This is a genomic window from gamma proteobacterium symbiont of Lampromicra miyakona (assembly GCF_059730895.1).
Genome location: NZ_AP035934.1, coordinates 131,001 through 155,891 on the forward strand (window position 1 = coordinate 131,001; position 24,891 = coordinate 155,891).

Annotated in this window: 23 protein-coding genes and 3 pseudogenes; 14 read left to right on the forward strand and 12 right to left on the reverse strand. The window is 51.2% G+C overall.

Annotated features, from left to right (window positions below; translation table 11 throughout):
* Positions 1–21 precede the first annotated feature (21 nt).
* The 3 genes from AC6I8P_RS23475 to AC6I8P_RS23485 all read left to right on the forward strand — a co-directional run bounded on the left by AC6I8P_RS23475 (position 22) and on the right by AC6I8P_RS23485 (position 3,501).
* Complete coding sequence (locus AC6I8P_RS23475; RefSeq protein WP_059012536.1) at positions 22–1,212, forward strand: multidrug effflux MFS transporter; 1,191 nt, start codon at positions 22–24, stop codon at positions 1,210–1,212.
* A gap of 288 nt (positions 1,213–1,500) precedes the next feature.
* Complete coding sequence (locus AC6I8P_RS23480) at positions 1,501–1,683, forward strand: integrase core domain-containing protein (RefSeq protein ID WP_082678705.1); 183 nt, start codon at positions 1,501–1,503, stop codon at positions 1,681–1,683.
* Positions 1,684–1,989: 306 nt separating this feature from the next.
* Positions 1,990–3,501 (forward strand): recombinase family protein, encoded by a 1,512-nt coding sequence (locus AC6I8P_RS23485; RefSeq protein ID WP_498031360.1) that lies wholly within the window; start codon positions 1,990–1,992, stop codon positions 3,499–3,501.
* A 169-nt stretch (positions 3,502–3,670) separates the two neighbouring features.
* On the opposite strand, the gene AC6I8P_RS23490 is transcribed toward AC6I8P_RS23485, so the two are convergent.
* Entirely contained in the window at positions 3,671–4,693 is a 1,023-nt protein-coding gene (locus tag AC6I8P_RS23490; RefSeq protein ID WP_059012532.1) for a tyrosine-type recombinase/integrase, read from the reverse strand.
* Positions 4,694–5,354: 661 nt separating this feature from the next.
* On the opposite strand from AC6I8P_RS23490, the gene AC6I8P_RS23495 reads away from it, so the two are divergent.
* Together AC6I8P_RS23495 and AC6I8P_RS23500 are read left to right on the forward strand one after the other, a co-directional pair.
* Positions 5,355–5,807 carry a RipA family octameric membrane protein gene (locus AC6I8P_RS23495; RefSeq protein ID WP_059012531.1) on the forward strand — a complete coding sequence of 151 codons (453 nt, stop codon included), beginning with the start codon at positions 5,355–5,357 and terminating at the stop codon, positions 5,805–5,807.
* Positions 5,808–5,951: 144 nt separating this feature from the next.
* Positions 5,952–7,973 (forward strand): hypothetical protein, encoded by a 2,022-nt coding sequence (locus tag AC6I8P_RS23500; RefSeq protein ID WP_498031361.1) that lies wholly within the window; start codon positions 5,952–5,954, stop codon positions 7,971–7,973.
* Position 7,974: 1 nt separating this feature from the next.
* Here AC6I8P_RS23500 and AC6I8P_RS23505 read toward each other — a convergent pair.
* Positions 7,975–9,122, reverse strand: a protein-coding gene (locus tag AC6I8P_RS23505) for an IS3 family transposase (protein ID WP_498031362.1) whose coding sequence is annotated in 2 segments (ribosomal slippage) — positions 7,975–8,885 and positions 8,885–9,122 — 1,149 coding nt in all. Because the reading frame shifts where the segments join, the coding sequence is not laid out codon by codon here.
* Positions 9,123–9,248: 126 nt separating this feature from the next.
* Here AC6I8P_RS23505 and AC6I8P_RS23510 point away from each other — a divergent pair.
* The 5 genes and pseudogenes from AC6I8P_RS23510 (at position 9,249) to tnpC (ending at position 13,047) form a co-directional block, all read left to right on the forward strand.
* Positions 9,249–9,779 carry a hypothetical protein gene (locus AC6I8P_RS23510; protein WP_498031363.1) on the forward strand — a complete coding sequence of 177 codons (531 nt, stop codon included), beginning with the start codon at positions 9,249–9,251 and terminating at the stop codon, positions 9,777–9,779.
* A gap of 33 nt (positions 9,780–9,812) precedes the next feature.
* A pseudogene (locus tag AC6I8P_RS23515) lies at positions 9,813–10,429 on the forward strand (transposase); the annotation flags it as partial.
* Positions 10,430–10,494: 65 nt separating this feature from the next.
* A complete protein-coding gene (tnpA, locus tag AC6I8P_RS23520) occupies positions 10,495–11,112 on the forward strand; it encodes an IS66-like element accessory protein TnpA (protein ID WP_064511420.1) in 618 nt (205 codons plus the stop codon).
* Complete coding sequence (gene tnpB, locus AC6I8P_RS23525) at positions 11,109–11,456, forward strand: IS66 family insertion sequence element accessory protein TnpB (RefSeq protein ID WP_498031364.1); 348 nt, start codon at positions 11,109–11,111, stop codon at positions 11,454–11,456. Before tnpA ends, tnpB begins: the two co-directional genes overlap by 4 nt.
* Positions 11,457–11,475: 19 nt before the next feature.
* On the forward strand, positions 11,476–13,047 hold the full coding sequence (gene tnpC, locus AC6I8P_RS23530; protein ID WP_498031365.1) for an IS66 family transposase: 1,572 nt from the start codon (positions 11,476–11,478) through the stop codon (positions 13,045–13,047).
* A 53-nt stretch (positions 13,048–13,100) separates the two neighbouring features.
* On the opposite strand, the gene AC6I8P_RS23535 is transcribed toward tnpC, so the two are convergent.
* Both AC6I8P_RS23535 and AC6I8P_RS23540 read right to left on the reverse strand, forming a co-directional pair.
* On the reverse strand, positions 13,101–14,447 hold the full coding sequence (locus tag AC6I8P_RS23535) for an enolase C-terminal domain-like protein (RefSeq protein WP_222987197.1): 1,347 nt from the start codon (positions 14,445–14,447) through the stop codon (positions 13,101–13,103).
* Positions 14,425–15,786 (reverse strand): MFS transporter, encoded by a 1,362-nt coding sequence (locus AC6I8P_RS23540; RefSeq protein ID WP_059012673.1) that lies wholly within the window; start codon positions 15,784–15,786, stop codon positions 14,425–14,427. The genes AC6I8P_RS23535 and AC6I8P_RS23540 overlap by 23 nt, the downstream gene beginning before the upstream one ends.
* Before the next feature lie 576 nt (positions 15,787–16,362).
* On the opposite strand from AC6I8P_RS23540, the gene AC6I8P_RS23545 reads away from it, so the two are divergent.
* Complete coding sequence (locus AC6I8P_RS23545; protein WP_006326560.1) at positions 16,363–17,328, forward strand: hypothetical protein; 966 nt, start codon at positions 16,363–16,365, stop codon at positions 17,326–17,328.
* Positions 17,329–17,558: 230 nt separating this feature from the next.
* Here AC6I8P_RS23545 and AC6I8P_RS23550 read toward each other — a convergent pair.
* Positions 17,559–17,699 (reverse strand): annotated as a pseudogene (locus tag AC6I8P_RS23550) (DNA polymerase III subunit theta); the annotation flags it as partial.
* 54 nt (positions 17,700–17,753) lie between these two features.
* Between AC6I8P_RS23550 and AC6I8P_RS23555 the strand changes: the two are divergent.
* Positions 17,754–18,428 carry an SOS response-associated peptidase family protein gene (locus AC6I8P_RS23555; protein ID WP_059012671.1) on the forward strand — a complete coding sequence of 225 codons (675 nt, stop codon included), beginning with the start codon at positions 17,754–17,756 and terminating at the stop codon, positions 18,426–18,428.
* A gap of 104 nt (positions 18,429–18,532) precedes the next feature.
* Here AC6I8P_RS23555 and AC6I8P_RS23560 read toward each other — a convergent pair whose 3' ends face one another.
* Complete coding sequence (locus tag AC6I8P_RS23560; RefSeq protein WP_498031366.1) at positions 18,533–18,805, reverse strand: XRE family transcriptional regulator; 273 nt, start codon at positions 18,803–18,805, stop codon at positions 18,533–18,535.
* Between the two features lie 540 nt (positions 18,806–19,345).
* Here AC6I8P_RS23560 and umuD point away from each other — a divergent pair.
* Positions 19,346–19,795 (forward strand): translesion error-prone DNA polymerase V autoproteolytic subunit, encoded by a 450-nt coding sequence (gene umuD / locus AC6I8P_RS23565; RefSeq protein ID WP_072217111.1) that lies wholly within the window; start codon positions 19,346–19,348, stop codon positions 19,793–19,795.
* Positions 19,796–19,803: 8 nt separating this feature from the next.
* Positions 19,804–21,078 carry a translesion error-prone DNA polymerase V subunit UmuC gene (gene umuC, locus AC6I8P_RS23570; protein WP_498013346.1) on the forward strand — a complete coding sequence of 425 codons (1,275 nt, stop codon included), beginning with the start codon at positions 19,804–19,806 and terminating at the stop codon, positions 21,076–21,078.
* A 315-nt stretch (positions 21,079–21,393) separates the two neighbouring features.
* Here umuC and AC6I8P_RS23575 read toward each other — a convergent pair whose 3' ends face one another.
* The 6 genes and pseudogenes from AC6I8P_RS23575 to AC6I8P_RS23600 form a co-directional block, all read right to left on the reverse strand.
* The gene (locus AC6I8P_RS23575) at positions 21,394–21,633 is read right to left on the reverse strand and encodes a hypothetical protein (RefSeq protein ID WP_059013031.1); all 240 of its coding nucleotides are present in this window, start codon (positions 21,631–21,633) and stop codon (positions 21,394–21,396) included.
* 83 nt (positions 21,634–21,716) lie between these two features.
* Entirely contained in the window at positions 21,717–21,950 is a 234-nt protein-coding gene (locus tag AC6I8P_RS23580) for a plasmid partition protein ParG (protein WP_072217119.1), read from the reverse strand.
* A gap of 189 nt (positions 21,951–22,139) precedes the next feature.
* Positions 22,140–22,760 carry an AAA family ATPase gene (locus AC6I8P_RS23585; protein WP_059013035.1) on the reverse strand — a complete coding sequence of 207 codons (621 nt, stop codon included), beginning with the start codon at positions 22,758–22,760 and terminating at the stop codon, positions 22,140–22,142.
* 220 nt (positions 22,761–22,980) lie between these two features.
* Positions 22,981–23,406 (reverse strand): annotated as a pseudogene (locus tag AC6I8P_RS23590) (site-specific integrase); the annotation flags it as partial.
* A 34-nt stretch (positions 23,407–23,440) separates the two neighbouring features.
* A complete protein-coding gene (locus AC6I8P_RS23595) occupies positions 23,441–24,094 on the reverse strand; it encodes a hypothetical protein (protein ID WP_059013037.1) in 654 nt (217 codons plus the stop codon).
* 56 nt (positions 24,095–24,150) lie between these two features.
* Positions 24,151–24,510, reverse strand: a complete 360-nt coding sequence (locus AC6I8P_RS23600; RefSeq protein WP_498031367.1) for a hypothetical protein — start codon at positions 24,508–24,510, stop codon at positions 24,151–24,153.
* Between the last annotated feature and the right edge of the window lie 381 nt (positions 24,511–24,891).

Consider the following 24,891-nt stretch of genomic DNA (forward strand, 5'->3'; position numbering starts at 1 on the left):
CCCCCCTAAATCAGGAGCAATATGAAAACAATAAAATATAAAGCAGCAGTTATCCTCGGGACATTAACTGCGCTGGGTCCGCTTTGCACAGATTTTTATCTCTCCGCTCTTCCCTTGATGACGCAATCATTAGCCACATCAACTTCAGGCGCTCAGCTAACCCTTACCGCTTCGCTCGTCGGTCTGGGAATTGGCCAGTTTGCATTTGGTCCTCTGAGCGATCGGGTTGGGCGTAAAGCACCTCTTATTGCATCACTGGTATTATTTATCATTACATCTTTCGCCTGCGCGTTCGCTCAGTATATTTCGCAACTAATAATGGCCCGGTTTTTTCAGGGAGTAGCTGGAGCCGGTGGGGCTGTACTCTCTCGCGCAATTGCCAGAGATATGTACAGTGGCACCTCCCTGACGGGATTTCTTGCACTGCTGATGACGGTAAATGGCATCGCACCGGTGTTAGCGCCGGTAATGGGTAGTCTGCAGCTTACGTACACCGGATGGCGAGGTTTATTCATCTCTCTTGGCATGATCGGAACAGTTATTCTGGCATTAAGCGCTCTGGGTCTAAAGGAAACTCTTGAAAAAGCCTCTTACGCTGAAAAACAACCTGTCGATGCTTTAGGTGTCCTGAAAGACAAAACCTTCCTGAGCTTCAGTTTGCTGCAGGGCTTTATGATAGCAGGGATGTTTGCTTATATTGGCGCGTCCTCATATGTATTACAGGACATCTATCATATGTCGCCCCAGACATTCAGTATGACATTTGCCGTAAATGGCGTAGGGCTTATCCTGTTCTCACTTATCATTGCCCGTATCAGCAGAACAGCAGGTGAAGTCAAAACGCTTTGTGTAAGTCTGATGCTGGCGCTTGTCTTTAGTGTTTTGCTGTTCACTTCATTCTGGATAACTCTGCCGCTCTGGTCGACGATCATACTGCTGTTTCTGGCCGTATCCATTAACAGCGGCATCTGCACACTTGCCAGCTCGATTGCCCTGCAGCAACAGAGCAGGCATTCAGGCACGGCGTCAGCATGGCTCGGGATGATGATGTATTCTATGGGCGGGATCAGCGCGCCCCTGACAGGTATAGGCGGAACGTCCGGCATATCAATGAGCACAGTGATCCTGATGAGCTACTGCCTGGCTTTTGTGTTCTTTTTATTCGGTAAGCGGGCATACAACAATCAGTCAGATTTGCAGAGATTCCAATGATTATTAATCAATTCTGTTTTTTAATTGCATAGTTTTTGTTCGCCCTGACTATTATCAGAAAATTTGTGTCCGCTTTTCGCTTTAAGCTCATAGCGAATATCGGCCTGCGTGTCAGTTCGCTTTGTGCGGGGAGTAAGCATTTTATGCATAGGGAAATATCTAAGTCATCGTCTAACGGCTGCTCCGCAGCAGCTAGAGTTTATTTCGTCCATTTGAAGCAGTGAATCGCCACGGGTTTAACAGACACCCCAGAGTCATTTAGTGGAGTAACCCCGAGCCCATGGACAAATGCCCCTGGTCCATTCCATTCAGAAACAGAATTCCGTCATCTCCATGGAGGATGCCCGGTGCAAGATCGGAGCATGGCGCATACACCATAAACCGAGCCGTCCCCATTCCGCGCTGGGCTGGATGACCCCAACAGAATTCACCGAAAAATCTGCCGGTTGCCAGAATAAGCATTCAGCCTGAAGCCGGTTATTCCTGATTATGAATGGGTTATATTCCGGGCCAGGGGCACAAAATAACATCACTTACTGGTCGTTGTCTAAGACTGGGGCAGGCCACAGTTCAGAGTCATTTTAATGATCACCCCAAGCCTGATTTGACGCAGCAGACCGCTGTGGCAAAACCTTGTTAGTCAGCGATAAAATCTGAGCCGAACGACAGTTTTGCCGGAACTGTACCGTTAATCTTACCGGTGGAAAGACGCTGTAGTCAGACTGCACGACACGCGTACGCTGCACGTCTTGAACTGACTTTTCAGGTGGTGTTTCCATGAAAAAGGCGATTGCATACCTTCGTTTTTCCTCGCTGCAGCAGGCGAAAGGTGACTCAGCCAGGCGCCAGAAAAAACTTATCGGTGAATGGCTCAGCCACAATCCCGACTATTACCTTGATCCTGTAACATATGAGGACATGGGGCTGAGCGCATGGCGTGGCCAACATGCCGTCCGGGGTGCCTTCGCCGTTTTTATGGCAGCGGTTGAGCGGGGGCTCGTCGAGAGCGGTACGGTACTGCTGATTGAAAGCCTCGACAGGCTGTCGCGCGAGAAAATCGGTGAATCTACAGGCCGTCTGCGGGCGGTGCTGGAAGCCGGCATTGACGTCGTCACGCTCAGCGATAATGTTCGATATACCCGCGGTTCGCTGGACGATCCCTTCGCCCTTATCAGGGCCATTTTGATTGCCCAGCGGGCGAATGAAGAGAGCGAAATGAAGTCCAGGCGCATGCGCGCTGCCTGGGCGGAAAAGCGGAAGGCAGCTGCAGCGGGAACGATCATGACAGCGAAGTGCCCCTACTGGCTGAAGGTTAACGCTGCACGGGACGGCTTTGAGGTGCTAGAAGAGCGCGCAGAGGTAATCCGCTCAGTTTTCCGCATGCGTCTTGAGGGCATGTCCTTTGTCAGGATCAGCTGCACGCTGAACGCGCAGGGGAAGGAAAATCTGAAGGGAAAAGTATCACAGTGGAACTCTTCATCCATTGAACGACTGGTCAGAAAAAAGGCGGTAATAGGGTATCTCGTGCCGTCACATCAGTGCAACGCGACAGAGGCGGAGGAGATACCCGGTTACTACCCGTCGATCATGAGCGAAGAGGATTTCGCGCGCGCGCAGCTGATGTACCGGGAACCGGAAAGCCGAAGGGATGGTAATTTTAACCCTTACCTTATCAATATTTTCCGCGGGCTGATGCGGTGCGGCCTCTGCGGTCACGCGGTGATCCTTACCGGAATCTCGGTAAAGGGCTATGGCTACTACGTATGTTCAATGCGCCGGCAGAAACGCTGTGAAGCCGTCACGATACGCCGGGACCTGACCGATCGTTATCTGATAAGTGGTCTGGTGCAGGGGGCATCCGCCACTAGCGGGCGCGTTTCAGCTGAAGATACGCTGCGGCCGCTGACGGCGCGGCATCTGCAGCTGACCGGAAGTCTGCACAATGTCATCAGGGCGATTGAAATCGCGCCGGACGTGACTGAACTCTGTGAGCGGGCAAAGAGCCTTTCCGGAGAGATAAAAAGACTGGAAGGAGAGATGGTTGGCGTCCGACAGATGCGTAACTGCGCAACGGATCTGAACCTGCTGGATATAAACGATCGCAAGGCGTGCCAGCTGACGGCACGAAGCCTCATCCGGGAGATCAGGATGCATACCGGGGCAAAAACGTGCGACGTATTTCTCAACAACGGCATGAGGATATACAACTTTCCGCTGGCCCGACAGGTTAGCTGGTCATCCATTCTTGATGCGATGGCTTACCTTGGAGAAGAAGAGGTTTATATGTAATAGCGGCGCGGGCGTTGATAATCAGCCACATTTTTGCTGCGGTGAGCACGGTTTCACGCATAAGGGTTAAACGCTCATCTGTCGCGGTTTTCGTTTTACGGCTCCGCTTTGTGCCTTGCCTGCATCTTGAGACTCAGCACTAGTCACTTACGGCATCTGGTGCCGGAAATCAGTCGAACTGCTTCATCAGATCGATCATTGCCCCCGCGTGCGCGTCAACGTGGCGGATATAACGCATCACCGTTTCCGGCTTTTTCCAGGTTCCTTCCTGCATGATCTGCGCGGTACTGTATTTTTTCGTGGCCATATCGATGGCGGCGCCGACCCGCGCACTGTGACCGGACCAGGCGCGGTAACGGTTCTTGTTTGGCCGCACACTGCTGGCATCGCCGGCTTCCAGCCAGGCGCGGGCAAAAATATCCTCCAGCGCCCGGGCGGAAAGGGGCTTTTCAGACGCAGCGACTGCCCGGTTCGAGCGATGAACCGGACCGAAGATGAAGGCGTCGGGTTCGCCGGCCAGCCCCGAAAGCGTCAGCCATTCCGTTAGGCGCTGTGAGGAGAGGTCGCCCAGGGCCTTGATAAGCCCCCCGGTCATCACAATGGTTTTGGTCCACGCCACGTCCAGGATGACCCGGCCGTCCGCCGCGCGCGAGATGTCACGCACGCGCAGGCGGCCCAGCTCGCTGATACGCAGCAGGGTGGCGTAAGCCACGTGCAGAAAAGCCAGGTCGCGCCGCTGCTGCAGGCGATCGGAAACTGACCAGCACTCGTCGAGCGAGAGCAGGTTTTGCAGGCGGAAGGGTATGGCCTGACCGGCACGCTCGCCGGCAATAACAGCAGTGCGGTTGATCTTCTTCACCGCCCGGAATACCTGCGGCGATGCGTTAGGCGGTATCAGACCGGCGTTACGGTGTAACATAGAAATGAGCGCGGCGTGCGTGCTGATGGTGGAGGAGGCGCGTCCGGACGCCTGCAGCCACAAAAGATAATCGCGCAGATCGGCCGGTGCCATCGGCAGCAGCGCCCGGCCGTGCTCCGCCGCCCAGCGGCCGGCAATGCGCATCACGCTAAGCAGCTGCTGCCACGTGTTGTCCGAGAAGGCTTCCCTATCGCTGACGAATTCGCGCAGCCGCCCGGTGATGTCGCCGTCCTCCGGGCCGGTCAGGCCTGGCAGGAGTGCAGTATGTGTCATGTTTCCACCGATTATTCATCTGGCGTCGCTACGTGAATTCTGAGAAAAAAGCAGGGCCTTACCCCCTGCAGAATTCGCGCAGCGCTGCCGCATTTTTATTCGTTTTTGCCCCGTGCAGGCCGGATCCCCATCATACCCGGATCCTCAGTCGGATCCCAGCTTCATATAAACCCTATTATATAAAGTTATAGTTTTATTGAAGTTGGTACATCAAGCTCTTCTTTAAACGCTTATGTTGTTAAGCTGGGCCTAGTTGATCAGTTAACTTCTATAGAACTACATCAACAATGTCTACCAGACAAAAGTTCCCCCACTTGAGGTAACTTAAACTGCTCACATTTTAATCAGTTAAAATAAAGAGATCCGCGTAAGGGATGACCGACATCATCAAAAAGGTAAGAGTTTCTATCTCGTATTGAAAAAAGACACCTTGAGTTAAAAAGGTGGATTTTTCTTTATCATCAATGATTTTATTTTAACGTGCTATTGACGAACGACGGAAGTGAGGTAGAATTCATCAATTAACTTCAACATTCCAGCCGACAAACAACCAGTTTTGCATAACAAATGATACTACTACTTGAATCAATAAGAACGCATTGGGATGTAGCTTCAGAAACAATATTCATCATTATGACTACGCATCTGGAAAATAAAGAAAATGAAAGAGTTTAATGAATTAACATTTGAGCATGCTTGGAAGTTTTTTGAAGTTCACTCTCAGCAACGAATGACTGTATTTAATTTTTATATAACGGTGGTGGGATTACTTGTTGCAGGTTGCGGAATAGCTCTACAACAAGGCGGCAAGTTCATGTATTTCAGTGTGATACTAGGTTTTTTTATTAGCTTCATTACATTTATATTTTACAAACTTGATGGTCGAGTTTCTGCACTCATTAAGAAGTCAGAAAATGCTTTAAAGCATTTGGAAATCAATTATGAACACTCTTCCGCTCGAATTTTCTCAAGCGAGGAAGAACAATCTAATATTAATTCTGGTTTATTATCAATCTGGACATACGGTAGATGCTTCCGAATAGTGTTTTTTGTCTTAGGTATGGTAGGTTTAATTTTAGGTTTCACGCCACTTCTTTTCTCAATCTACAAATAAAAGTTGAGTTCCCTAAGCCATAGTCGCTGGGAATATTATTTTTTATATAAAAATTTATTTATGGATACAAAGGAGCAGAATCATGCGCAGGGATGAGAAAATAAAAAATTTGATATCAAAACCAGAAATCAACTTCGTGCTATTTTGAGTGATGATGAAAAAAATGCAATCCCCCGATTAGCCAAATTAAGTACTAGATTTGGTGAATCAAAAAACAAAACCTTAGATGAAATTATTAATAGCGCTGTCTTAACCAAAGCCGTTAAAAAACCAATTCTGTTTCCAAAAACACCGCAATTTCACGATATTCTCCAAGCTAATAATCAAGTAGACTTGAATCATGTGCTTACTTCACTTGAAAATAGCATTATTAAGTATCACACCAGACTTGAGCGCCTAATATGCTCCTTAAGGGATATTGACGAGCTTTATGCCTATCAGAAAATCGAAGAATGCTTAGTTAAGATAATCAATACAATTGAAGAAGATGGGTGGAGCCACATCCTGTTAAGAAAGATTGTGCTTATTCGTGAGAATCTTGGTCAAAATAGTGCTAATGAAAAAATTGAAGAGCTAATCAACGAAGCTGGAATTAAGGGTGTAGTTGTTTCCTCGCTGATACACGCATATTCACCTGAACAAAGTATTTTGATGAGCAAAAGGTCAGTCCTTAATATTCCTGATAGAGGTGTCATAAATCGTTACTCCCGCACATTATCAAAACTAAGCGTACATCCATTTGCTACGTCTAGAGAAGATTTAGCGGACTATCTGAAAGAAGCTATTAAATGCTCTTTGATAGATGGTATTATTTTGGCCAAGTTCAATAGTGCTTTTTTCAAGATTGAGAACTACCCAACACTATCAAAAATCACGAAAGAATTTGGAAAAAAGGACATTTTAGAAAGATTAATTGATACTTATGACACTTCTTCAGGCGAGAGTGAATACGTATTTTATAAACAATCTAGCGCATGGTTAGAATATGAACCCATTCAACATTATCGCGCGCTGTTAGACAATTATTATGATTCTTCACATGAAAACATCATTAACCTTCCTGAATGTTTAAGTTCAGCACTTGATAGCTGGGTTGGCGCTACCAATCCCAAGCTTCTTGTTTCTGGCAAGCAATTTACCTCACATAATCTCTCTAGCTTAGCAAAATTAGAAACTTCTGGTTATGCCTCTCGTTCTGCGATTTTTAATTATTGGCTTTCTACTTCAGAAGGACAGATTGGTTTTGAAGATCAGGATTTATTCAAGCTCATGGGCCTGACTAGAGATCTCGCAAGAACTATTCCTATTAGTGCTGCACGAACCGCAGCAAAACTATCAAAAAACGAACTAATAAAATTAATTTTTCTTCTTTTGTTGGCTAAACGCAGCAAAAATGAACTTGATAGTTTTATGTTAAGGAAGCAATTGGAAGATGTCACATTCAGATATCATAATGGTTCTTTAGTTGAACTGGTAAAATTTTATGAGAAAACTCACCCTTATATCGCAGAATATATTTATGATATCGCCACTGAAGATTTTCTAGCGAAGCTGACCAAGCTCGCGCCTCACCGAGCAGATATTCCTGAAATACGAGCATCATTGCATGAATGGATGGCAGGATTCAAAGGCGGAGATGAATATTATCTTCAACGAGCTCGAGCTGTAAGAATTGACCACCAGATCAATAGGGTTAGGAATGAAATCGATGATCATCGTATATATGTAGACCCAATGCGTTTCATCTCATGGATTGAGGATGAAATGATGTTAGAGATAAATAGCGCGCTAAATTCAACTGGCGCAGGCAAGAAGGGGGTTTCAGTCACATGTGATGAAACTGTCTTGTCCATGGTCGTGACCCAAAGTTACAACGCTTTTTGTTCAAATCCTGTATTCGGTATTGCCTCTTATATAGGCCGGCGAATCCGTCATGGGACATTCCATGGTCACATGTTTTCGAGTGTTATTAATTCTATAGAAAATTTGGAAAAGTTCAGGCCATTATTTACAAACTATGCGTTTTATTGCAAATGGAACTATTGGAAAGATACTTATAATAAAGCAATAGAAGAGATTATTGCTGAACGTTTGCATGTACAATCCAAATTGAAGCCATTAGGATTTTTGACACCTGAGATTTACAATGTGAATCGCCACGGATAATCTAGACACTTCCGAGCCGTTGATAATACTGGTTTTCATATTCTGTCGGTGACATCTGATTGCTCGAACCATGCCGACGCTTACTGTTATAAAACATTTCGATGTAATCAAAAATATCGCTGCGGGCTTCTTCCCGCGTTCCGTAGATCTTTTTCTTTATCCGTTCGCGTTTCAGCAACTGGAAAAAGCTTTCTGCAACCGCATTATCGTGACAGTTACCGCGACGGCTCATGCTCCCCTCCAGGCCGTGTGATTTCAGGAACGACTGCCACTCATGGCTGGTGTACTGACTGCCCTGGTCCGAGTGAACCAGCACCTGTTTTTGGGGATTACGCCGCCATAAAGCCATCAGCAGTGCATTCAGGACAATGTCCTTTGTCATCCGGGATTGCATTGACCAGCCGATAATTTTGCGTGAGAACAGATCAACAACCACAGCAAGATACAGCCAGCCTTCGTGGGTCCTGATGTAGGTTATGTCCGTTACCCAACGCTTATCCGAAGCATCCGGATTGAACTGTCGCTGGAGCCTGTTGGGCGATACGATACTGGCCTCGCCTTTGTGTGCCCGCGGGCTCCGGTACCCGACCTGAGCCTTTATCCCGGCACGATTCATCAGTCGCCAGACTCTGTTCACTCCGCACTGTTGCCCGCTATCCCGCAAGTCCAGATGGATCTTGCGATAACCATAAACGCAACCGGACTCCAGCCAGAACTGTTTGATCTGTCCCGTCAGTCTCAGATCTACCTGGTGGCGCTGAGAATACGGTTGCTTAAACCAGGCGTAAAAGCCACTGGGATGAACATTCAGCACCCTGCAGAGCAGACGAACAGGCCAGCAACGGGAGTTGTCACGAATAAAGGCGTACCTCAGTCGGACAGCTTTGCGAAGTACGCCGCGGCTTTTTTTAATATGTCCCGTTCGTCAGTAACCCGCTTCAACTCCTTCTGGAGTCGGCGGATCTCGGCCTGAGCATCTGACTGTTCTTTATTAGTGGATGAGTCCGGACCGTACTTCTTTATCCAGGCGTAAAGGCTGTGGGTGGTGATATCGAGACGTGTTGCAACGCTGGAAACAGAATGACCGCGACCAATAACCTGTTTGACTGCTTCAATTTTAAACTCTTCGGGATAACGTTTACCGCTCATGGGCACCTCTCTTTAAGTCATCTTAAATGACTCCGAAGTGTCTGTTAAACCCGTGGCGATTCAGAAAAACTTGCAGAAGCTTTTAGACGTGAATTAGATTTCTCTATCGACAGGAAATTAAACACGATGCTAGGTTGGTTTAAAAGACCATCAATTGTGGCACCAAAGGCTTCGGTATCTCTTCTGTTTGAAGCGACAGTTGCAGAAATTAAAGATACTATTCATGATTTTGATCCCCAAGATGCTGATTTCAGTGAGGATGAGATTGAGCTTGTAGGCAACTTTTATCATCTTATTTATGATTCTTTAGCCATAATTGTCAGAAATGCGGCTAAAAATGCAGACCCTAGCCAGCCCCTCAATCGTAAATTTGAAATAACCCCAGGAAAAGTAAAGCACTTGGTTATAGAAATGTCTTCAGCAATTAAACCTACTGATGACCCTGCGGAAGTTTCTAAAAATATTGAGGCGCGAAAAGTTGCTGATTTCCGAGATGCAAACATGTATGACAAAAAGAGTGGAATCTCTAAGTTATTACTATTAGAAAATAGCAGAAGTGATTTCAAACTCGATAGATACGAAGTCGTTGGTAGAGAAGTCCAAGTGAGGCTTGTTTATGTGACCTGCTCCCCGTTGATTAATACACCGCGATGTTAGTAATGTCTTCATCAGCCACATGAGGACATCCCCATGAAGAAGCGATTTTCCGACGAACAGATCATCAGTATTCTCCGCGAGGCAGAAGCCGGGGTTTCAGCCCGGGAACTCTGCCGCAAGCATGCCATTTCAGACGCTACCTTTTACACCTGGCGCAAGAAGTTTGGTGGCATGGAAGTTCCCGAAGTGAAGCGGCTCAAGTCGCTTGAAGAGGAGAACGCCCGCCTCAAGAAGCTGCTCGCTGAAGCCATGCTGGATAAGGAGGCGCTTCAGGTGGCTCTTGGCCGAAAGTTCTGACGACAGACCAGAAGCGGGAAGCCGTGGAAGTCATGTGCGAGGCCGCAGGTTTGTCGCAACGCCGTGCCTGCAGGCTGGCAGGTCTGTCACTTTCAACCTGCCGTTACTCGGCTCAGCGTCCGGCTGCTGACGCGCAGCTGTCCTTACGCATCACAGAGCTGGCACTTGAGCGCCGCCGCTTTGGTTACCGGCGCATCTGGCAGCTACTGCGTCGGGAGGGCCTTCATGTCAACCACAAGCGGGTATACCGCATCTACCATCTCAACGGCCTGAGTGTAAAACGCAGGCGACGCCGCAAGGGACTGGCGACGGAGCGGCTTCCGCTTCTTCGCCCGGATGCGCCGAACCTGAGTAAGCGTATCGTTCAGACCGTCTTTCATTTCTGCCCGTGTTTCTTACCATGGACACTTTCGCGAACATGGACATTACCGTGGACAGAAACACGCCTTACACCAACAGGCCCTGGATCATCTCAGCGCTGAGCCTGCGGTACAATGACGCTCTCACATACCGTGAAATCGCGGAGAAGCTGAACATCAGCGCCTCGGCTACCCACAAGATGTTTACGCGTTTCCGGCGCACCGGCATTGCCTGGCCGCTTCCGGCGGACTACACGCCGGAAAAGCTCGAGGCTGAACTCTACGCTTTTAATCTTGAGACGAATCAGCCCGTCAAAAAACGCCGGCCTGACTGGCCGCTGGAGTTCAAAATCCGCATGGCGGAGCTGAGCCTGCAACCCGGCATCTGTGTGGCTGAGCTGGCGCGGGAAAACGGCGTTAACGATAACCTGATTTTTAACTGGCGAAATCAGCACCGGCACGGCATGCTTGCCCCCGCCACCCGCGCCGGGCTTATCCCGGTTACAGTAGAACCCCTTCCGGCTCCTGCCCGGAAAGGTAATGTCGTATCTGCGGAGACGATGCCGGTAATCAGTTGCAAGCTTACCCTGCCGGGCGGCACTCTGAGCCTGACGGGCCCCATGACACCGGAACTGCTGCGGTCGCTGGTCAGTGAACTAAGGAAAGATGAAATATGATTAGCTTTCCTGCAGGCTCGCGTATCTGGCTGGTTGCCGGTGTGACTGACATGCGCTGCAGCTTTAACGGGCTGGCGGCAAAGGTGCAGAATACGCTGCGCGCCGACCCGTTCGGCGGTCATCTGTTTATCTTCCGTGGCCGTCGCGGCGATATGGTTAAGGTCCTCTGGGCAGGCCCCGATGGTCTTTGTCTTTTTATGAAGCGCCTTGAGCGGGGGCGTTTCGTCTGGCCGGTGAATCGTGACGGCAGGGTACACCTCACTCAGGCACAGCTTGCGATGCTGCTGGAAGGCATCAACTGGAAGCATCCGCAGCGGACAGAACGGCCTGGCCTGCGTATCTGAACCGGAGTAAGGTGGAGGAATGGAACGCTCACTTTCTGCACAAAACACCCGGCTCCGGGCCCTGCTGGATACGCAGCAGCGAAGCCTTAAGCAGATGGCCGAATATAACCGCCTCCTGTCACAGCGGGTGGCGGCGTACGCCAGCGAAATCAGCCGGCTGAAGGCGCTGGTTGCGAAGCTGCAGCGCATGCAGTTCGGCAAAAGCTCCGAAAAGCTGAGCGACAAAATGCAGCGCCAGGTACGGGAGGCAGAAGAACGCATCAGTGCACTGCAGGAGGAGATGACGGAAGTGCTGGGTGAGAAGCATGACCCGGTACTCCCACAGTCGTTGCGCCAGTCTTCAACCCGTAAACCGCTGCCGGACTCACTTCCACGCGAAACCATCACGCTGCTGCCGGAAGATGCGGTCTGTCCGGCCTGCGGCGGTGACCTCAGTCCGCTGGGCTGCGACATCTCAGAACAGCTGGATCTCATCAGCAGCGCCTTTAAGGTTATCGAAACGCAGCGGCCGAAGCTGGCCTGCTGTCAGTGCGACCAGATCGTTCAGGCACCCATGCCCTCAAAACCCATTGAGCGCAGCTACGCCGGCACCGGTCTGCTGGCACGTATCGTCACAGCGAAGTTCGCAGAACACACACCGCACTACCGCCAGTCTGAGATATACCGCCGGCAGGGCGTTGAGCTGAGCCGCGCCACGCTGGGACGCTGGTCCGGTGCGGTCAGTGAGCTGCTGGAACCCCTGTATGAACTGTTGCGCCAGTACGTGCTGATGCCGGGCAAGGTTCACACTGATGATATTCCGGTACCGGTGCAGGAACCGGGCAGCGGCAAAACGCGCACGGCCCGGCTGTGGGTGTACGTGCGGGATGACCGCAACGCGGGGTCACAGCTCCCACCTGCGGTGTGGTTCGCGTACTCGCCGGACCGCAGGGGCATGCACCCACAGCAGCATCTGAGCGGGTACAGTGGTATTCTTCAGGCCGACGCTTACGGCGGGTACAATGCCCTGTATGAGGATGGCCAAATTTCTGAAGCGGCCTGCATGGCACATGCCCGGCGAAAAATCCTCGACGTGCATGTCCATACGCCGACCGATATCACCACCGAGGCACTGAGGCGTATTGGCGAGTTGTACGCCATTGAAGCCGAGATTCGCGGCAGTCCGGCAGAAAATCGACTGGCGGTGAGAAAGGCCAGAACTGTTCCGCTGATGCAGTCGCTGTACGACTGGATACAGAGCCGGATGACAAAACTGTCACGCCACTCCGACACGGCGAAGGCATTCGCGTACCTGCTGAAACAGTGGGACGCCCTTAACCTGTACTGTACAAATGGCTGGGCAGAAATTGACAACAACATTGCGGAGAACGCGCTGCGCGGTGTGGCTCTCGGCCGAAAAAACTGGTTATTTTCCGGTTCAGACGAGGGGGGAGAAAGAACTGCTGTTCTGTACTCGTTGATCGGCACCTGCCAGATGAACGGTGTTGATCCCGAAGCGTGGCTCCGTTATGTACTGGGACATATCCAGGACTGGCCGGCTAACCGTGTACGTGATCTGATGCCGTGGAAAGCCGGTATTACATCTCTCTGAGAATGAATACGGGTTCTTACAATACCGGCTATCCGATACCAGTTTTTCCTGACTCAGGAGCGGATCAGAGCCGGTCTTTTTGCATCAAACCGCCAGTTCTCAATCAGAAATTGCATACCAAGTGCATCGTTGCGATTTTTATCCGGCAGTGCATTATAGAGTTCATGTGCTTCCTCTACGCGTTTCATATCCAGTGAGATGCCAAGTCCCGGCCCTTCGGGCAGTTCAAGGTAACCCTGACGGATTTGCGGCGGCTGCTTTGTCAGATGCTGGCCATCCTGCCAAATCCAGTGCGTATCAAACGCCGTCTGACGCTCTCCCGGAGCAGCCGCGCCCAGGTGCGCCACCATTGCAAGAGAGATATCGAAATGGTTATTGGAGTGGCAGCCGGTGACCAGTCCCCATTCATTGCACAATTGTGCCACCACGTTAGCATTGCGCATCGTCCAGAAGTGCGGGTCAGCAAGCGGGATATCAATAGCATTCAACTGCAAAGCATGATTCAGCTGACGCCAGTCATTGGCGATCATATTTGTTGCGACCGGCACACCCGTGGCACGCCGGAATTCAGCCAGCGTCTCCCGGCCGGAGTAGCCCTGTTCTGCCCCGCAGGGATCTTCCAGATAGGGCACTTTTCCCGCAAGTTGCCGGCCGTAGCTTATGGCCTCTCCCAGTGACCAGCAGGCATTGGGATCAACTGTCACACGGGCCTGCGGGAAATTTTTCAATAACGCTTCAACTGTCTCGACCTCTACGTCGCCGTGGTGAACACCGCCCTTCAGTTTGAAGTCGCGAAAACCATAGTGGTCCTGTGCAGCTTCTGCCAGCCGTACCACCGCAGCACTGTCCATCGCTGGTTCATGCCGCAGCCGGAACCAGTCACTTTTGTCTCGACGGCCCGCCTGATAATTCATGGTGGTTTTACTGCGATCAGCGATATAGAACAGATAACCCAGCACAGGAATACGGTCGCGTTGCCTGCCGCTGGCAAGCAGATCCGCCACCGGGAGGTTAAGAAACTGGCCCTGCAAATCCAGCAATGCTGCTTCAATTGCGGCCGCGGCATTGTAGAATTTCTCAGGGTTCATCTGCGGAATATGAATATCACGGGTATGTGCTGTTTGCTGATGGCGGGCATCGCTGGCAAATAACTGACTCAGGGTGGCATTGAGGCGCAGCAATGAACTCCCCTCAATCTGCGGTCTGAACAGTTCCAGCAATTTTAACGTTGTCGCATGACAGGGCGTTTCGCCTACCCCCTGGTGTCCTGCGGAGTCGGTCATAATTACCAGAATACGGGTAAAGTAACAGTTATGCGCGCCACCAATATTCAGCAGCATGCTGTCGTAACCGGCAACAGGCACAATTCGCATTGATTTAATGACTGGACTCTCTGACATGGTGCTTCTCCTTCTCCATATGACCAAAGGCGGGGGGAACCGGCCTGCGCCGCATCAACAACCAGATGCCGGTGATCGCCGAGATGCTGGTCAGTGCATACAGTCCCCCACGGGTGCTGCCGGTTTGCATTTCCAGGTAGCCAAAGACTGTCGGAGCAAAGAACCCTCCAAGGTTGCCGACAGAATTGATTAATGCAATGCCCGGTGCAGCAATAGCCATGGGCAATTGCGCCTGTGGCATCGGCCAGAAAAAAGCCGCACTGACTTTTGAGCCAATGCAGGCAACTATCATCGCGGCAAAACCGAACCAGGGAGTACCTGTAGTAGCCATAAATGTACCGCAGGCGGCAAGCAGCATTGCCAGCCCCAGCCCTTTATCAAGTCTGTCGCAATAGCGGTCGGTGGTTTTACCCAGAAGAAACAGGGCAATGATGGCGCATAACCAGGGAACAGCTGTAAGCAACCCGGATTCAAAACTGTTGAATCCCTGAATGCGCTGAATGATCTGCGGCAGCCAGAATACCAGCGTGTAGCCAGTCATAGTCATAGTGAAAAATATCAGGCAATAAAACAGGAGACTGCGATCTTTCAGCAATCCCCAGCGACCATATTCCTGTGAGAGCTCATTACGCGCAGTATCTTCCTGAGCCAGCTGCAACGTCAGGGCCTGTTTTTCATCGGCAGACAGCCAACGTGCCTGTTCCGGTCGGGAAACCAGTACCATTGCCGCCAGCAGACCAACCACAATAGATCCACTGCCTTCGATAAACATCACCCATTTCCAGCCGGCGATGCCCATAAAATCGTGCATCATCAGAATTGCTCCGGTCAGCGGGCCGGAGAACAGAAACGCACTGGCAGTTGCACTCAGTATCATCGCGGTGGCGCGCCCGCGCCAGGCATTGGGCACCCACTGCCTGAAATAGAATAAAACTCCGGGGAAGAATCCCGCTTCTGCTACGCCAAGTAGAAAACGAAGCAAATAAAAATGCACCGGAGAACTGACGAAACCGGTGAGTACCACAACCATGCCCCAGGTGATCATGATACGTGTCAGCCACACCCGCGCACCGAGCTTTTTCAGCATGATATTACTCGGCACCTCAAACAGCGCATAACCGATGAAAAAGAGTCCGGCTCCGAGACCGAATGCTGCCGCACTGATGCCGGCATCGGTTTGAAGCTCTGCTTTGACAAAGCCTATGTTGGCCCGGTCAATCTGGTTGATAATCAGCATTACCGCCAACATAGGGATAATCCGGCGGAAGAATTTGCTGATAGCGGTAGTCAACAGCAGGGTGTGATTGGCTGAGAAATCAGCATATTGTTGCGCTGCCATGTGTCACCTTTCGGGTAAGAAACACTGCATATAGATATATACATTGTTAATTCGTGGGGTACTGTGTGAATGCCCGAGGTGTTTTGGGCATTCGAACAAAAAGACATTTATTTCAGAAGGTTAGTAAACCATGTCGCAAAAATTTTAGTAAAGAATTGTGCGCTGGCTCACCGGTCACCTTGAATGAACAGTCTCCGTACATATTCAACCCCACCGCTGTCAAAACAGATTTCATTATTGCTGAGAGTCAATACGGTTTTAATGTGCCGCTTACAGATAAGCTGCCATATCTGGTAAAGAGAAGCGGCGAGGTATCTTCATCAAGGGCTGCTTTGTGCCAATTGCAGACGTTGTTGCACTGCAAAAATATCTTGTCCGGATCAAGGTATCGCCACCACTTGTTAGGTGGATTAATCCGTATTTATAACAAATACAATTCCCGGCTGTACCTATAAGCTGTTGTCAGTTATACAAAAGCGATGTAGTGTTCCACACATTAAATTTACAAACGTGGAAAAGTCCGTGTTTAGATACAGATTTTTCCGCTGAATAACCGCATGTTTCCAAAGGTTTATCATGAGTAAGTGGCTATTAGACAGGCTATTTGAAGCCGGTGATCAGGCAGAGCCCCGGTTTGCGTTTCAGGGGACTGTAAATTGGATGAGGGCCCTTGCCGAAGTCGTTAACGGTGGCGCTTGTGCCGATGATAAACTAAATGATTTATATGCTCGGGTACAACGTAGACCTGTCAATCGTGAAGCTGATACGCTTGTGTTTGAGAACACAATGATGGCCTTACATAATCTGTCATCTTTGAAAAGTATGAATAAAGATGTCGAAGATAAATATGACATATGTCGTTCAGCTATTATTTCTTGGTATTACAGTATCTATTTTTCCGCTAGCGCGATGGTTGCAGCATCTTCTGGTTCTATTCAAGAGACACATACAGCCACAGCAAAAGTTTGGCAGTCAGATATCGCGGAAAAAGAACTTATCCCATATCCATTTAATCTTCTTCTAACTAGTTTAGTTTCAAACACTGCAGATGCCGAGATTGCTGCATATAGAGGTGCTAACCGTTTCGACCTGAATGATAGAGCTTATGATAATGAAACTGCTCATGGTGCACTGGTTTCCTATCTAAAGGGGACTCATGGCTACAAAAAGTGGGAAACAGAAGAGAGGGTGAGAACTTCTCGTGATTTCAAAGCTCTTGGTGTTGACAACTTTCGCACGAAAGCTGCTCGCGAAGTTCGCGATCACGCACTAGAAAAAGGACAAGTTAATTTCCTTATTCAGGCATTTAGATACCGTGGTAAAGCGAACTATCGTGACTCTATATTTTTATCCTACGGTGACAACAACGAAGCTATTATAGAAGAATTTATCCAAGATTTGTATGACGTCGCTATTGGCTTCATTAGGGCTACTTCGCATTATTGCAGTCGAAGAGTCGAGAGAGGTACGTGGGCTGAGTTTGTCGAGGATATTTCTGATAACTCAAGGTTGTCTATTGACTCTGTCGTGCTTGAAATATAACAAACAATTTAAGAATGGCTCAGCACGCTTGGCATTTTCAGTTTGGTTCAAATTTAGTGATTAAGGTATTCAAATTGAGTATGGTGAATACGTGCTTCACACTTTAATTGGGCGTTAATGCCCGCTTTTCGCTCAAAGCGGAAATTCGCCTAAGTACGGTCCACTTTGTGCCAGAAACGGACGTTAATATCATCAGAGAAAGCCAGTCGCTCCCTGTAATACTCGCGCTACGCTTCTGACTGCTGACGCTCTACCTCTGCCGGGTTCACCGGCAGATTCAGGCGTTCTTTGTACGCGACACCGGCCGCGGCTAAATCCACGCTGATCCGATCGCGCTCTTCCCGGGGCCGGTCGGCAAGGTTATGTGACATGATAATCCCTCCGGACAAAAGTATACCGCCTATGCTGAATAGCAGGAGGGGCTTATGTGTGGACGATTTGCGCAGTACAGCAGCAGAGATGACTACTTTGACGCTCTGGGTATTGGCCCGGAAGAACTGACCCGGGATGCTGAACCCATTGGCCGGTACAACGTGGCGCCGGGGACTAAGGTTCTGTTGCTCAGTGAACGTGACGGCGAGCTGAAGTTTGATCCTGTTTACTGGGGCTACGGTCCGGAGTGGTGGGATAAACCGCCGCTCATCAATGCCCGCAGCGAAACGGCTGCGACAGGGCGTATGTTTAAGCCCCTGTGGGAACACGGGCGGGCCATTGTGCCGGCATCGGGCTGGTTTGAGTGGAAAAAAAGCGGTGCCAGGAAACAGCCCTACTTCATTTATCACCGAAACAGAGAGCCGCTTTTTTTTGCGGCCATCGGGAAGCCGCCTTTTGACCGGGAGCACGGGCAGGAGGGTTTCGTCATCGTCACCGCAGCCAGCAATCAGGGGATGGTAGATATACACGATCGCCGTCCTCTCGTTCTGAAGCCCGACGCGGTCCGGGAGTGGCTGAGTCATGACACTTCGCCGGCGCGCGCGGCAGAAATTGTGCGTGACGGGGCGCTGCCTGAGTCCGTCTTCACATGGCATCCGGTAGCGGCAAAGGTCGGCAACGTTCACAACCAGGGGCCTGACATTATCCGGAACACCGGCGATGGCTGACAGAGTGTCCGGACATCTGCTTATGCAGGGTGCCGGTACGGGCTGCAGTTTATTTACCCCCTGGTGAAGGCGGAGAATATAATCCCGTACCGGCACCGGTTAATTTAGCACGGTGGTGTCCCGTCGCCACCGGCGGGTGCGTCAGCATCTGATTCAGTCCGCATCCAGAGGGCCTGACGGGTGAGCCAGAAGCCGGGGGAGTGGAACACAGTGCCCAGCTGCTCCGCCAGCGTCTGCGTCACCGGCAGGCTCCCCGCCAGGAAAGCCCAGGCGATATCGCTGTCCAGCCCGCAGCGGTCACACAGCTGCGTCACGGAGATATCGTGCTCCGTCAGAAGATAAGCGAGAAAGCGGGCGGGAGAGGTGTGGCCATCCATAGATTGCCCCGGAAGCTGATGAGGAGTTTCATCCAGATTAGAACGATCCGTCAGGCCTGCACAACGGGTCCGGAAAAAAAACCTGCCGTTAACTGCCAGCCCGCCACGCTCGCCGCAGTCACGGCTGAGGCGTACCGCAGCAGCGCGAGGAACGAACAGTCGTGCCGAGGAAGCGTCATTTCACCGATGCCGGCATAGACTGCTTACGCACATTACGCTTATTCAGCATTTCAACAAAACCAGCCCGGCCCCTGAGCGCCGGGCTGTAAGGGTACAACCGGAAACGCCTCTCCACGTCTGCCGACCCTGACCTGAGCAGGGTGTCGTCACTCAGTATCAGCCAGCCGACCTTTCTAAATATTTCCCGGTGGGTCAGTCAGATGGCTTCGCTTCTGCGCCAACCCGTTTCGCTCCCTCTTGCCAGATAATTCCCCCTCGATAATACTGTATGTATAAACAGTAAAATAACAGGAGGAATTTTATGCGCGATTTACTCAGCACTTTTGAAGTCACACTGCAGCATGGCCGGGGCATCAGATCATGAACCCGGGCAGCTATACCGCCGGCCTGACGCTGCTCTGGCCACCCATTTTTACGCCGAGGGTCAGGGTACCGCTTTATGCCAATCCGTGCGCCGCCGGCTTCCCCTCCCCTGCACAGGATTACTTCGAGAAAGAGCTCGATCTGAATGAATTGTGTATCCGCCGGCGCGCCTCAACCTTCTTCGTGCGCGCCAGCGGCAACAGCATGCGGGACCTGGGCCTCTACGACGGCGACGTCATGGTGGTTGACCGGGCCGAGGAAGCCGCTCACGGCGATATCGTGATTGCCGAGGTCAACGGCGAGTTTACGGTTAAGCGTCTGCAGCTGCAGCCCAGACTCGCGCTGCTGCCCATGAATCCGGCCTACCCGGTGATTTACCCGGATGAGCTGCAGCTGCTCGGCGTCGTGACATGGTTCTTTAACAGTACCCGTGCCCGCCGGAGGTGATCATGCCCATGTTTGGTCTGGCCGACGTTAACTCCTTTTACGCCAGCTGCGAGGCGCTCTTCCGCCCTCACCTGCGCGGCAGGCCGGTGGTGGTGCTGAGCAACAATGACGGCTGCGTCATCGCGCGCAGCGCCGCTGCCAAAAAACTCGGCATAAAGATGGCCGCACCGTGGTTTCAGATCAAAAATGAGGAATATCCTGATAAAATACATGTGTTTAGCTCAAATTACGCCCTGTACCACTCGTTGTCGAACAGGGTCATGATGGCACTGGAGGAAATGACGCCGAAGGTCGAGCAGTACTCCATTGACGAGATGTTCCTCGATTTAACCGGCATTGATGGCTGCGAGGACTTTGAGCACTTCGGCCGGCGCCTGCGCGCCCACGTGCTGGCCACGACCGGCCTGACCGTCGGCGTGGGCATGGGGCCGACAAAAACCCTCGCAAAATCAGCACAATGGGCCAGCAAGGAGTGGCCGCAGTTCCGCGGGGTGCTGGCACTGACGCCGAATAATCCGAAGCGTACCGCGACGCTGCTGGAAAACCAGCCCGTAGAGGAGATATGGGGCGTTGGCCGGCGCATCGGCAAACGACTCAATCTGATGGGCATTGAAAACGCCCTGCAGCTCTCACGCGCGCACCCTGCCCTCATCCGGAAAAACTTCAGCGTGGTACTCGAGCGCACCGTTCGCGAGCTCAACGGGGAATCGTGCATTCCCCTCGAGGAGTTTGCGCCGGCGAAACAGCAGATCGTCTGCAGCCGCTCTTTTGGTGAGCGCATTACGACAAAAGTGGCCATGCAGGAAGCACTGTGTCAGTACGCCGCCCGTGCGGCGGAGAAGCTGAGAAATGAGCGCCAGTTCTGCCGGCGCATCAGCGTTTTTATCCGGACCTCGCCGCACGCGCAGGGAGAAGTCTTCTACGGCAACAGCGCCGGCGAGAATCTCACCCTACCCACGCAGGATACGCGCGACGTGATTGAGGTGGCCATGCGATCGCTCGACCGCATCTGGCTTGAAGGGCGACGCTACATGAAGGCCGGCATCATGCTCGATGACTTCACGCCAGACGGCGTCAGTCAGCTGAACCTGTTCGATGAGGATAAGCCGCGGGCCAACAGCGCGCAGCTGATGAAAGTACTGGACGGCATCAACCAGTCCGGGCTCGGCAGCCTGTGGTTTGCGGGTCAGGGCGTGAATACAGAATGGAAAATGAAGCGGGAGATGTTATCTCCTGCCTGGACAACGCGCTGGAGCGACATTCCCGTTGCTCGGGTGCTCTGAGATACCACGGATGTTCCGGACGTTTCAGGGTCTCGGTCGGGGAGCTGCTCTCCTTACTGGTTATAAATCCAGAATTCATCCATGAGTAAGAATGGAAGCCCCGGTTTTTTGTCCCTGAAGTAACGCCCCCGGGGCAGTCTGTCGCCAGGATGCAGCTTCCGGACCCACTCGTCAAACGCGGGACGCCGCCGGCGAACGTTGCCTTTAAACATATCTGCAGACTGGGTGATTGTAGTCATTACCCTTCCCTGCCCGCGGACCTGCTTAAACAGTTCATGCATTAACATTATTGACTCTCCATCACGCTGCAATCGCTCAGCGTGATTTGTTTTGCTTCCAGCTGTCGTTGGCCATGAATGCCGCGCGCGAAACGCAGCCCCCCCACAGCAGCTGAAGGCCAATTTTGATCAGCTCGCTGGCGTGCGGCAAGAAAAAGAGCGGCACGATGAACAGGGCACTCAGGAGAAAGCCCCATTCAGCAGCGCTTTTGCTGTCTTTGCCATCGAGCTTTCTAAGCCCCATAAATCCTAAAATTAAAGTAACCAGTCTGTTCATTATGACCTTCAGATTCAGTGCCCCTAACATCTTCTCAAATGGCTTGTAACTTTATAGCCAGCAGATTAATCATGGGATCGCTTTTATTCGTTTTCTTTAAGCCAGTCATCAACAAGATGGTTGATGACGTCTGTTATAGAAGTACCTTTTCTGGCGCAAGCAGCCTTGAATCTCAGGTGCTTTTCCTCATCAAAATTGACGTTTACACGCTTAGTTTTTCCAGTCACAACTGGAGGGGTGACAACGTTTTTAAGATCTCTGTTTTCACCAAAAGTCATTTTCTTATTACTGCTGCTATGAGCCTTTTCAAGCGCCATGTGACTCTCCACGAGATAATTTCACTGAGTATTTGAGTACCTGAGTATTTGAGCCTTTAGGCTTTTAAGCTTTTGAGCTTTTGAGCTTTTGAGCTTTTGAGCTTTTGAGTAATAGAGCATCAAAAATTTTAGCCAAATGAGTAATTGAGTGCATGAGTATCATCAATACTCATATGTGTAACTACTCATTCACTCAACACTACTAACTATCTCTTTTGTAAGGATTTCTATTTCCCCCTTAGCTGCTCCATCATTGGATTCAAACACACTGTCACCGTCGAGAATTGATTTTACATACACCTGTCGCTGAGTTATTGCAGTGCGAAAACATTTAACACCGGTATCCTTGATGCTTTCTTTAAGAACATTGAGCATGGTTGCCTGCTCAATTTTTCGAGTGATCAGGAATCGGGCTTCTACTTTTCGGCTGTATGCTTGCGCTTCAAGCACCGTAACAACACTGCCAGCTGCAGAGAAATCTAAAGGACTTGGGGTAACAGGAATTATGACAAGATCGCTGACCATCACGGCAGCGGAGGTGATTACGGACAGCGAACCAGCACCGTCAACGATAACGTAATCATAATCAGCAAGATCTTTGCGTATTCCATAGACATCTTTTTCTGAGGCAGCAGTATATACATCGAATGCTGCTTTTTCAGACTTACTCCAGTTTGTCAGACTCATCTGGGGGTCTGTATCAACTACAGCAATATTGTGCCCACTTCTGGCCATAGCTGTGCTGACATTGATAACAGCAGTAGTCTTACCAGAACCACCTTTTGGGTTCAGAAAAGAAATAACCTTCATATTAGATAATCCCTTCGTTAAAACTCAAATGAAGCCGTGAGTAAATGAGTATAAAGACTCGAAGAGCAGGAATAAAGAGTTTTTACACATTAGCTCAAAAACACAAATGAGTATACGCTCACAATAAAATCACTATCTCATTGATATAAAACATTAAATACACCTTCAAAACATCCCTTGAACCAAACCTCATATGAGTATTTACTCATATGAGGTTTTAAAGATGCAGGGTGGCGATCATCATCTCAGGCTGGTTAACGTACTGCGCGCCGGATAGCTGCACCTGGCGGTGGGGCACCACGCCGGCAGGCAGGCGTCCTGCGCGGAGATCCGCCTTTGCCTCGCGCTGCTTGAGCGTGGCCAGCTGCACAAACGGGTACTGCTGGCGCAGCAGAAAGTCTCCCCGGGTGAGCGCCAGCGCCTCGCTGATGCGCGCGCCGGTGTTCCACAGCGTGGTGAACAGCATCTTGCGGCGCAGGTCTGGCATGAAGTGGAGCAGGGCGCTGACCTCCTGCGCCAGCAGGTTCTTCGGAAGGTCGTCGACCAGCGCGGCCATCTGGCGGAGGGCCAGCGCGGCCGGGTAGTCTTTGGCCACCGGCAGGTGTGCGGGCGGTGTGGTGTTCCCGTAAGAGATGAGGCCGGTCACATCGCAGACATCCTGTTTAACGTTGTGGCCATGTTTATGACTCCTTTAACTGACTCTGAACATTTTCCCAGAAAAGCTTTGTCTGGATGAGGTGGGCGACCTGAGTTTGATGGTGTTTACGCCACAGCAGCCACAGTAAGTCTCCCGCAGAACTAGGGCCGCGAAGAAGCTGAGCATTTGGCATGCCACAAACTTTGCGAAGGCGCGTAGCCAGTATGAGCGCGCGAAGTCCGAGACGCGTCGCCTGATACTGCCGGGTAAAAAAACCTTCAGTGGGCTCCAGCGGATCGTCAAATTCGAAGGCGCTCTGAATAATCCGCTTTGCTTCTTCCTGCTGAATAAACAGCTCGCGTAACTGGTAAATCAGACGCTGGGGCAGGGACCGCCAGTCTCCGCTGACCTCTGTAAAATCAAATGACGGGAAGTCTGTTTCGGCATACCAGCCCCCCTGCTGTTCATCAGGTTTCCCTGCATCTGATGCGACAGGAACACAGCCCTCACTGAACCTTTCCAGTATAAAGACCAGCTCGGTGGCGATGAAGTACCGCTCCCGGTTCAGCTTTTCTTCTGATGCCCGCTTTTCACGACGTGTAATGAAAATATGCGACAGCAACTGGCTGCCCAGCGCGCCTGCAATACCGGCGCCCGCGCTGATAACTGGCACCCAAACCGAAATCCCGCCATCCATACCCCTGTGCTCCTGCTCTGTTGTGTTTTCCCACCTGTCATCCGGAACCGGCAGGTTCAGCGGGCGCGATCGCCGTCGCGGCTCAGCCCCGGGAGGGCGGCTTGCGCCAGTATCCTGTCGCGGTGCGCGTCAAGCCGCTCCAGCCGGACGCCGGCATCCCCGGCGTGCGTGATTTCCGGGCTGCCCGCGTCCCCCCTGAACCGCCGGCGCGGATGCAACCCCGGCACAAGGCCGCCGTCGCCGCTGAGGGTGCAGATGACCCGCCCACCGCCGGTGACGATCTCGCGCCGCACCTGCGCCGCCTGCCACGTTCCCCCGGCGATCCGCGTTTCCCTGAGCCAGAGTTCGCGCAGCCGGAACACGCCCCGCGTGAGGGCAGCAATGTCGTCCATCGTGTGACTGTCGATCAGATTCACTGTAATCCACCTTATTATTTCTGATGCAATAATTAACAGTAATGGCAAAACCCTCTGTGATAGTTACCCTGCATTCAGTAAAGGCCGGACACATACCACAGGTGATATTACCAACCTGCAATTAACGTAAGGCGGCATCCGGTGGATCCGCTTTCTGCCTGATTTACGGCTTTAGCGGGAGCATAGCATGCGCCGCCGGGGAGAGAAGATCCGGTTCTAACTGTTCATTTACATACGGGGACTAACAGTCCCCTTGTACATGTAGATGAATAGCTGTGCCTGATTCGACGACTGAGAACGTAGCGTTGAGGGCCATGAATATATTTTCAAAGGAGTATCTTGGCCTTTTCCAGTTCGATGACTGTGAGAGGTAGTTGCTGC

Coding starts and splice junctions, on each gene's coding strand:
- AC6I8P_RS23475 (WP_059012536.1), top strand. CDS start 22: ATGAAAACAATAAAATATAAAGCAGCAGTTATCCTCGGGACATTAACT.
- AC6I8P_RS23480 (WP_082678705.1), top strand. CDS start 1,501: ATGCCCCTGGTCCATTCCATTCAGAAACAGAATTCCGTCATCTCCATG.
- AC6I8P_RS23485 (WP_498031360.1), top strand. CDS start 1,990: ATGAAAAAGGCGATTGCATACCTTCGTTTTTCCTCGCTGCAGCAGGCG.
- AC6I8P_RS23490 (WP_059012532.1), bottom strand. CDS start 4,693: ATGACACATACTGCACTCCTGCCAGGCCTGACCGGCCCGGAGGACGGC.
- AC6I8P_RS23495 (WP_059012531.1), top strand. CDS start 5,355: ATGAAAGAGTTTAATGAATTAACATTTGAGCATGCTTGGAAGTTTTTT.
- AC6I8P_RS23510 (WP_498031363.1), top strand. CDS start 9,249: ATGCTAGGTTGGTTTAAAAGACCATCAATTGTGGCACCAAAGGCTTCG.
- tnpA (WP_064511420.1), top strand. CDS start 10,495: ATGGACATTACCGTGGACAGAAACACGCCTTACACCAACAGGCCCTGG.
- tnpB (WP_498031364.1), top strand. CDS start 11,109: ATGATTAGCTTTCCTGCAGGCTCGCGTATCTGGCTGGTTGCCGGTGTG.
- tnpC (WP_498031365.1), top strand. CDS start 11,476: ATGGAACGCTCACTTTCTGCACAAAACACCCGGCTCCGGGCCCTGCTG.
- AC6I8P_RS23535 (WP_222987197.1), bottom strand. CDS start 14,447: ATGTCAGAGAGTCCAGTCATTAAATCAATGCGAATTGTGCCTGTTGCC.
- AC6I8P_RS23540 (WP_059012673.1), bottom strand. CDS start 15,786: ATGGCAGCGCAACAATATGCTGATTTCTCAGCCAATCACACCCTGCTG.
- AC6I8P_RS23545 (WP_006326560.1), top strand. CDS start 16,363: ATGAGTAAGTGGCTATTAGACAGGCTATTTGAAGCCGGTGATCAGGCA.
- AC6I8P_RS23555 (WP_059012671.1), top strand. CDS start 17,754: ATGTGTGGACGATTTGCGCAGTACAGCAGCAGAGATGACTACTTTGAC.
- AC6I8P_RS23560 (WP_498031366.1), bottom strand. CDS start 18,805: ATGGATGGCCACACCTCTCCCGCCCGCTTTCTCGCTTATCTTCTGACG.
- umuD (WP_072217111.1), top strand. CDS start 19,346: ATGAACCCGGGCAGCTATACCGCCGGCCTGACGCTGCTCTGGCCACCC.
- umuC (WP_498013346.1), top strand. CDS start 19,804: ATGTTTGGTCTGGCCGACGTTAACTCCTTTTACGCCAGCTGCGAGGCG.
- AC6I8P_RS23575 (WP_059013031.1), bottom strand. CDS start 21,633: ATGAACAGACTGGTTACTTTAATTTTAGGATTTATGGGGCTTAGAAAG.
- AC6I8P_RS23580 (WP_072217119.1), bottom strand. CDS start 21,950: ATGGCGCTTGAAAAGGCTCATAGCAGCAGTAATAAGAAAATGACTTTT.
- AC6I8P_RS23585 (WP_059013035.1), bottom strand. CDS start 22,760: ATGAAGGTTATTTCTTTTCTGAACCCAAAAGGTGGTTCTGGTAAGACT.
- AC6I8P_RS23595 (WP_059013037.1), bottom strand. CDS start 24,094: ATGGATGGCGGGATTTCGGTTTGGGTGCCAGTTATCAGCGCGGGCGCC.